The organism is Oleiphilus sp. HI0128 (assembly GCF_001635365.1).
The window spans coordinates 1-1,382 of the sequence record NZ_LWGG01001136.1 but is presented as its reverse complement, the minus strand read 5'-3'; the positions used below and the strand labels follow the sequence as shown (position 1 = coordinate 1,382).

General features: G+C 44.5%; 1 protein-coding gene. It reads right to left on the bottom strand.

The features are described from left to right. Positions 1-1,382, bottom strand: a 1,382-nt coding sequence (gene lepA / locus A3763_RS19290; RefSeq protein WP_068760360.1) for a translation elongation factor 4, incomplete at both ends; no start/stop codon positions are given.

Genomic DNA, 1,382 nt, shown 5'->3' with positions numbered 1-1,382 from the left:
ACACTCCCAACCTGCTTCATTCGTTTTTTACCTTCTTTCTGCTTCTGTAGAAGCTTCTTCTTACGACTTACGTCACCACCGTAGCATTTTGCTGTTACGTTTTTACGTAAGGCTTTTACAGTTTGCCGAGCAACAATTTGACCACCAATCGCGGCTTGAATAGCAACATCAAACATTTGACGAGGAATTAGCTCCTTCATCTTCTCGGTAAGTAAACGTCCCTTTGAGTGGGCATTATCTTTATGAATAATTAGCGCCAATGCGTCAACTTTGTCACCGTTTATTAGAACGTCCAGTTTGGTCAAATTAGACGTTTCAAACCGTACAAAGTGATAATCTAGCGACGCGAAGCCCCGACTGACTGATTTGATACGGTCAAAGAAGTCGAGTACCACTTCATTCATTGGTAAATCATATTTGAGAGAGACCTGCCCTCCCAGAAATTGCATATCCTTCTGAATGCCTCGTTTCTCAACACAAAGACTAATTACATTCCCCAAATGCTCTTGTGGTACGAGAATATTTGCCTCTACGATTGGCTCTCTCATCTCCTCTACTGCACCGGGGTCTGGTAGACGAGACGGGTTATCTACTTTAATAACCTCACCATTACGCATCACTAGTTCGTAAATAACTGTTGGCGCAGTGGTCAATAAATCTAAGTTATATTCTCGTTCGAGTCTCTCCTGGATAATCTCCATATGGAGCATACCCAAGAAACCACAGCGGAACCCGAAGCCAAGCGCATCGGAGGTCTCAGGTTCATAATGTAAAGAAGCGTCATTTAAGGTGAGTTTTTCCAAGGCATCGCGAAACGACTCATAGTCATCAGAACTAACTGGAAACAAAGCGGCATAGACCTGTGGCTGGACTTTCTTAAAGCCTGGCAACTGCTCTACTTCAGGAGTTTTAGCATGGGTGATGGTATCACCAACTGGCGCGCCATGAATGTCTTTAATACCCGCAACAACAAAACCAACTTCACCTGCTCTAAGAATGCCGGTCTCATGACGCTTCGGTGTAAACACTCCCGCAGCATCAATTTGGTGGGTTTTGCCCGTTGACTTGATTAAGATTTTATCGCCTTTACGCAAGGTGCCTTCTTTAACTCGTACGAGAGATACAACACCCAAGTAATTATCAAACCAGGAATCAATAATAAGCGCCTGAAGGTCAGCATCAACATCACCCTCTGGAGGTGGAACCACTTCGATTAGAGCTTCAAGAACATCTTCAACTCCCATGCCACTTTTAGCACTACAGGGAACCGCTCCCGACGCATCGATTCCGATAATATCCTCAATCTCTTGGGTTACTCGCTCAGGATCGGCCTGTGGCAAATCCATTTTATTTAGTACAGGAAGTACCTCCAAGCCCATTTC